The organism is Vibrio ordalii ATCC 33509 (assembly GCA_000257205.1).
GTDB lineage: Bacteria > Pseudomonadota > Gammaproteobacteria > Enterobacterales > Vibrionaceae > Vibrio > Vibrio ordalii.
The window spans coordinates 1-6,031 of record AEZC01000169.1 but is presented as its reverse complement, the minus strand read 5'-3'; the positions used below and the strand labels follow the sequence as shown (position 1 = coordinate 6,031).

7 protein-coding genes and 1 pseudogene are annotated in these 6,031 nt (G+C 41.1%); 2 read left to right on the top strand and 6 right to left on the bottom strand.

What is annotated here, in order from left to right:
* Positions 1-25: 25 nt before the first annotated feature.
* Positions 26-139, top strand: a pseudogene (locus VOR_RS18475) (IS1 family transposase); the annotation flags it as partial.
* Position 140: 1 nt separating this feature from the next.
* On the opposite strand, the gene VOR_RS17200 reads toward VOR_RS18475, so the two are convergent.
* The 3 genes from VOR_RS17200 to VOR_RS0111695 form a co-directional block, all read right to left on the bottom strand.
* A complete protein-coding gene (locus VOR_RS17200) occupies positions 141-536 on the bottom strand; it encodes a hypothetical protein (protein WP_010319891.1) in 396 nt (131 codons plus the stop codon).
* Entirely contained in the window at positions 533-1,057 is a 525-nt protein-coding gene (locus VOR_RS17925) for a heteromeric transposase endonuclease subunit TnsA (protein ID WP_010319890.1), read from the bottom strand. The genes VOR_RS17200 and VOR_RS17925 overlap by 4 nt, the downstream gene beginning before the upstream one ends.
* A gap of 246 nt (positions 1,058-1,303) precedes the next feature.
* The gene (locus VOR_RS0111695; RefSeq protein ID WP_010319889.1) at positions 1,304-2,347 is read right to left on the bottom strand and encodes a GMP reductase; all 1,044 of its coding nucleotides are present in this window, start codon (positions 2,345-2,347) and stop codon (positions 1,304-1,306) included.
* Between the two features lie 567 nt (positions 2,348-2,914).
* Between VOR_RS0111695 and VOR_RS0111690 the strand changes: the two genes are divergently transcribed.
* Positions 2,915-3,916: a 2-hydroxyacid dehydrogenase gene (locus VOR_RS0111690; RefSeq protein ID WP_010319888.1), complete on the top strand. Its 1,002-nt coding sequence runs from the start codon at positions 2,915-2,917 to the stop codon at positions 3,914-3,916.
* 76 nt (positions 3,917-3,992) lie between these two features.
* Here the strand turns inward: VOR_RS0111690 and VOR_RS0111685 are convergent, their stop codons facing one another.
* The 3 genes from VOR_RS0111685 to VOR_RS0111675 all read right to left on the bottom strand — a co-directional run bounded on the left by VOR_RS0111685 (position 3,993) and on the right by VOR_RS0111675 (position 5,838).
* Positions 3,993-4,433: a PAS domain-containing protein gene (locus VOR_RS0111685; RefSeq protein ID WP_010319887.1), complete on the bottom strand. Its 441-nt coding sequence runs from the start codon at positions 4,431-4,433 to the stop codon at positions 3,993-3,995.
* A gap of 2 nt (positions 4,434-4,435) precedes the next feature.
* Positions 4,436-5,440, bottom strand: coding sequence for a response regulator (locus tag VOR_RS0111680; RefSeq protein ID WP_010319886.1), 1,005 nt, complete (start codon positions 5,438-5,440; stop codon positions 4,436-4,438).
* 158 nt (positions 5,441-5,598) lie between these two features.
* Positions 5,599-5,838: a hypothetical protein gene (locus VOR_RS0111675; RefSeq protein WP_010319885.1), complete on the bottom strand. Its 240-nt coding sequence runs from the start codon at positions 5,836-5,838 to the stop codon at positions 5,599-5,601.
* Positions 5,839-6,031 lie beyond the last annotated feature (193 nt).

The window sequence follows — 6,031 nt, the reverse complement described above, 5'->3', positions numbered from 1 at the left end:
TTTATGATGCGCTTACGCGCTTACGACCTTACGTTCCAGATTAAAACGTTTAGTGCGTAGAACTATCGGCTTTTCTAGATCGGAGGAGATGCACGATAAGGTGATCGGAACATTCATTGAACGGGAATTCTATTTTTAAATCAACCGATTGGAGTCATGACCCTATTACCGCTAGTTACTCCAGGAACCAAATAAGAAAGTACAAAACCAGATTTCTTATACGTATTCCAATAACGATATATCGATGGAGGAGATGGTACATTCGGATAAAATTTATCTTCAAGGCCTTTCATCGAACCCAATATTTTCTTTAAGGTTAGACTAGGGCCATGCAATTCAATAAGGTAATCTAATATGTTGTATCGATGAATTGCCTCATCTCTTCGTTTTTCATCGAATGAAAATAGGTCTTGATACCTTTCTTGAAGTTCGGTCCCAAATGGTGCACCCTTTGATGTCTTAGGCACAGAAATAACTGAGCTTTTCTCTGAGAAAAAACCACCAAAAGCATGAACATCTTCAGAGTTGTCGCTCATGAAACTCTCCAGATAAGAGAATCATGGCTAATTGGACAATGCCAATCAAACTCTAGAATTTTTTTTGCAATTAAATCATATAGCGCAGGCAATATAGATGCAGATTGTCCCTGACTAGCTTTTAATACTTGCGAAATTCGCATTTCACCGTAATTTTGGAATAACTTTAAAAGCCTAATCTGAACATCATCAAGATTATCAGAACAAGCATAGCGATGAATGATCTTCAAATTATCTAATAAAGGGTAAATTTGAATATCCTCTTCTGTCAGAACGAGTAAATCGTGTCCGTTGGCAATTGCTTGTTGCCTCTGCGCATCAAATTTTTCTTTAAATTCATCCTGTTCAGTTACCCATTTAGGCTTAACTTCATAATATGGTGCATAACCATCATGAAAATAGCAAAGCATATCAGGCGTATATCGACGAACAAGTCCGTTCATCCGATATTTAAAGCCCAATGGTTGGGTTTCGAATGTCTTTATTTCGGTGGGGAGCGAATTCAAAATGAAAACAAGCATCAAACTCAAGATCAGATTCTGTAGTTTGAACTGAATCTGTCTTCAAGCTAACAAAGCGGGAAATGTTCTTTACTTTAGAGTTTTTGAGGATTCGTTTTTTCATATCAAACAACCACACCTGTAGTAAACTTTCAAAAGTATGGTACACTTTTTATACAGCAGCAAGGTATGGTTGTTTAAATTTCAACGTATGATTGTTTTATTGCAATGTATGGTTGTATTTACATTTTCCGAAGAGTTGGAAGTTTACTCTTTACCGTAAACGTTGTTCTCTTGCTCTTGAACACGGATAAATGTGGTGCGCTTTGTGAGCTCTTTTAACTTAGCTGCACCGACATAAGTACAGGTTGAACGTACACCGCCAAGGATGTCTGAAATCGTTTCATGAACACTGCCACGGAAAGGTAGCAATACGGTTTTGCCTTCCGCTGCGCGGTATTTTGCAACGCCGCCAGAGTGCTTCGCCATTGCAGACTGTGACGACATGCCGTAGAACTTCATGTAGCTCACGCCCTCTTTTTCAAACACTTCGCCGCCAGATTCTTCATGGCCTGCTAGCATGCCACCAAGCATGACAAAATCAGCGCCACCACCAAAGGCTTTAGAAACGTCACCTGCGCATGTGCAGCCACCATCACCAATGATACACCCGCCTAATCCATGCGCCGCATCGGCACATTCAATAATGGCTGAAAGCTGAGGATAACCAACACCTGTTTTCACGCGAGTGGTACAAACCGAGCCCGGGCCGATACCAACTTTTACGATATCCGCACCCGCTAGAATGAGCTCTTCGCACATGTCTCCGGTGACAACATTACCAGCTGAGATCACTTTATCTGGAAATTGCGCACGCACGCGTTGTACGTAATCGACCAAGTGCTCAGAGTAGCCGTTAGCAATATCAACACAAATGAAAATCAGATCGTCACTAAGCGCCATGATATCTTTGGTTTTTTGAAAATCAGCATCAGATGTGCCAGTTGAAACCATCACATGCTTAAGTGTTGATGCATCGGCGTTTTTAACAAACTCAGCCCAATCAGCTACTGAGTAATGTTTATGAACCGCTGTCATTACCTCATGTTCAGCAAGTGATTTTGCCATAGCAAAACTGCCTACCGAGTCCATATTCGCCGCAATAACAGGCACGCCGGACCATTGACGCCCACTATGCTTGAATGTAAAATCGCGGGTTAAATTTACTTGAGAACGGCTTTTTAGTGTTGAACGCTTAGGGCGAAACAGGACATCTTTAAAACCTAACTTAAGTTCTTGTTCGATACGCATTATGTAATTCCTTGATTAATTGACCATTTGTGTCTCTTTTGCAGAGTGCGTAGTACCTTCGTTGGCAGACGTCAGTACATTTTGGACAAAAAAAAACCGGAGCGTTGGCAGACGCTCCGATTTTCAGCATTATAGGCCCGGATTTCTTATCGGCAAGTCTGATATTTGCATTTTTTTTGTTGGTACTATCTCGAAACTTTCATATCCGACACTTCTCAAGTTTATCTCTCTCAAATACTCATCGTGTAAATTTTTATTTTTCAATACGTTATTAAAGAACCCATCATTTTAGCAAAATCTTTCATACAATAAGCAAACGTTACCTTGTTCAGCATTGCGCCGAAAATGTGATGAAAATCACACTCGCAAAAGAGGTGACTCAGACATTTCTATCGGCGACTTTTACAGATTGTGGTGAATTTTTATCATTAATCCGTCCGTTTTCGATTTTAGTGACATCACCCCGCAACTCCTACCATCCCAAAGACATAGTTATTTTGTGGTTTATTTTCTGTGATATTAAGCGTATTTATAGGTGAAAACTATAAGTCTGATTAGGAAGATAATATGATCAACATTGCATTTTTTAGCGCAAAATCTTACGACGCGAGCTCTTTTTCGAAAATTAATGATGAGACACTCTTCTCGTTACACTTTCACGATTTTCGACTCACCCCAGCCACAGCCAAAATGGCCCAAGGATGCGCTGTGGTGTGCGCTTTTGTGAATGACGATTTAAGTCGCCCAGTATTGAGCCAATTGTATAAAAATGGGACGAGGCTTATCGCAATGCGCTGCGCAGGGTTTGATAAAGTTGATCTTGATGCCGCAAAAGAGCTGGGCATTCAAGTGGTGCGAGTGCCCGCATATTCACCAGAATCGGTGGCAGAGCACACAGTAGGAATGATGATGTGTTTGAACCGCCGCTTTCACAAGGCGTACCAGCGCACCCGAGACGCTAATTTCTCACTAGAAGGGTTGGTCGGGTTTAACTTCTTCGGTAAAACCGCGGGAGTTGTTGGCACAGGAAAAATTGGTATCGCCACAATGCGCATTTTAAAAGGGTTAGGAATGAAAGTACTGTGCTTCGACCCTTATCAGAACCCTCTGGCGATTGAACTCGGTGCCACTTACTGCAGCCTTGAGGAAATTTACCAACAAAGTGATGTGATTACGCTTCACTGCCCAATGTCGCCAGAGAACTACCATTTACTCAACAGCCACGCATTTTCCCAAATGAAAGATGGCGTGATGATTGTAAACACCAGCCGAGGTGAATTGCTCGATTCAGTTGCAGCAATTGAAGCACTGAAACAAGGTCGTATCGGCGCTCTTGGTTTAGATGTTTACGACAATGAAAAAGATCTTTTCTTCCAAGATAAGTCGAATGATGTGATTGTCGATGATGTATTCAGACGCCTATCAGCTTGCCACAATGTACTGTTTACAGGTCATCAAGCCTTTTTGACTGAAGATGCGCTACACAATATCGCTCAGACAACTTTGGATAACATTCGTGCCTTTATAAACAATCAGCGTTGCGGAAATGAGCTTGTAACGCTTAATTAATTGAACCCATCACTAATATGAAGCCTCCTTAATAAAATATTAAAAAGGAGGCTTCAAAATACTCGACATTTTTATTCTATGTGTGTGTCCGCAAAGAGGCCAACGCCTCAGATGTGGCATCCTGTATCGATAAAAACAGTGAGTTTATTTTACCCGTCGTGGTTCGCATCGGGTTTAAAGTAATGCTTTGGTACATGTAGTCGGCTTGCTGAGTAATAGGGCGAACATTACGACATTTGAAGAGATATGGGCGCTGCTGCCAAGTAATAAAACTACGACAGCCTAAGTCATACACAGGTTTGGTTTTGAGCTTAAACCACTCTTGGGGGATTTCAGGAAACAGTTCAAAAATGGTTTTGCCAATTGCATCATGTCCTTGAATACCACTGTGGTGTGTCATAAATCCATTCCAGACTTGTACTTCATAGTCACGATTAATCACGACAAGCCCCATATCGACATTCTGCACCATATCCACCATCCAGTGGAACTGTTCAAATTCTGCAGGGAGATTCATCGTTAAAAATCCTCCATTAAGTACGATAATTTATTGTCTAGCAACGGAAGAGACTCATCCACAAACATAAAGAGCAAGTCACAGCGGATCGTTGTTTGATCAATGTTATAGCTTACTTCAAATGTCATTGTCTTTTTAAATGAACCGGCTGTTGAGTTAATGATGGAGTCAATCGAAATATGTTGTCCAAGCAGCACTGGAGAGCTTTGAAAAAAGCGCACCTCCGATTGCTCGCCTAATCCATTCAGAAAAGAGCCAACTAAAATATTGGATACATCCATCAACAGCTCTAATTCTTCAAGCTCTTCGCTGTCTGCTGGTACTTTCATTAATTTTTTGAGGTCAGAAACACTTGAATCACTCAAGAGCACGAGTGCTTCACCTGCAATACCTTCACCGCTAAAACCTTGACATACGCCCGACACTTGATCATTTTCTGCCAAGTCTCGCAGTGCCATATGTAGTTCACTCACTTCAAAAATATTCACGTTAGGCAAAGGTAAATGAACAAATACATCAAAGTGCCGCGCTAGAGCATCTGCCGCTCGACCAATCGAAACGTTCGCAACTTCCATATAGATGTCACGACGCTTTAAAATCGGTAATTCAACCGAAATAGGTGTAACGATATGAGGTTGTGTTGGTGGTTCGACCAGCTCTTTCAGCACACGATTCAAGGCTTCTTTATCGATCGGCTTTTGAATAAAAGCTCGAGCCCCGAGGGCCATTACCCGTTCTTTCGCTTTTGGCTGTATATCCCCGGAAACCACAACGACAGGAATAGACATTCCTCTACGCTGTATTTCTTCTAACGTACCGTAACCATCCAATTCTGGCATGGTCAAATCGAGGAACATCAATTTAAAATCATGTTCTTCAAGATTTTTAATCCCATCTAAACCATGAACTGCGAAAGTAATATCGGCGTTTAGCGAGGCGGGAAGTGAACGAGCCATCTGCTTTCGAGCCAGTGCAGAGTCATCACAGATGAGTACGGGGAAAGACATGTAATCACCTTCTATTTATTTAATTTGATAAATAGAGTGTATACCTAAACGTTAGATAGATGCGAGTTGTGGAAAAATTTAATTGATATCGCCGTAGAAGAAAAGCCAACACGTGTGAATAGTATTGTCATTAAAAAACCACCCTATTCAGACCAAACTTACAGTGCAGGCCAAAACGTCAACAAAGTAATACGCAACACAATAGCTACAACAATCAGCGCCACTCCTAAGCGGTACCACTTATATTCCTCAATTGACATCGGAATACGACGATAAAACATCGTTATCACACCTTTCCAGTCATGACTGCGTTTACTGTACCGCATAATACTCATCAAAATAAAAATAATACCGAGTAGTAAGATGCCTTTCTCTGTCCAAAATAACCCAATTATCATTGACTTCCCTTTTCAATTATCCTGTGAAGCGCTTTTAACACACTAGCTATAACCGCGATCAATGCCGCTAAAAACTCAATACAAAATCAACGTGAGGCCTCTATTTAGTTTTTATTTCGGCTCTGATAATTTTTTATCTTTAAAACTGAACCATAGATAGGTCACAACAATAGAGAAAAATAGGTATGATAGT

What these genes read in the sequence shown, in the direction of transcription:
- VOR_RS17200 (WP_010319891.1), bottom strand. Translation starts at nt 536, where the DNA reads ATGAGCGACAACTCTGAAGATGTTCATGCTTTTGGTGGTTTTTTCTCA.
- VOR_RS17925 (WP_010319890.1), bottom strand. Translation starts at nt 1,057, where the DNA reads ATGCTTGTTTTCATTTTGAATTCGCTCCCCACCGAAATAAAGACATTC.
- VOR_RS0111695 (WP_010319889.1), bottom strand. Translation starts at nt 2,347, where the DNA reads ATGCGTATCGAACAAGAACTTAAGTTAGGTTTTAAAGATGTCCTGTTT.
- VOR_RS0111690 (WP_010319888.1), top strand. Translation starts at nt 2,915, where the DNA reads ATGATCAACATTGCATTTTTTAGCGCAAAATCTTACGACGCGAGCTCT.
- VOR_RS0111685 (WP_010319887.1), bottom strand. Translation starts at nt 4,433, where the DNA reads ATGAATCTCCCTGCAGAATTTGAACAGTTCCACTGGATGGTGGATATG.
- VOR_RS0111680 (WP_010319886.1), bottom strand. Translation starts at nt 5,440, where the DNA reads ATGTCTTTCCCCGTACTCATCTGTGATGACTCTGCACTGGCTCGAAAG.
- VOR_RS0111675 (WP_010319885.1), bottom strand. Translation starts at nt 5,838, where the DNA reads ATGATAATTGGGTTATTTTGGACAGAGAAAGGCATCTTACTACTCGGT.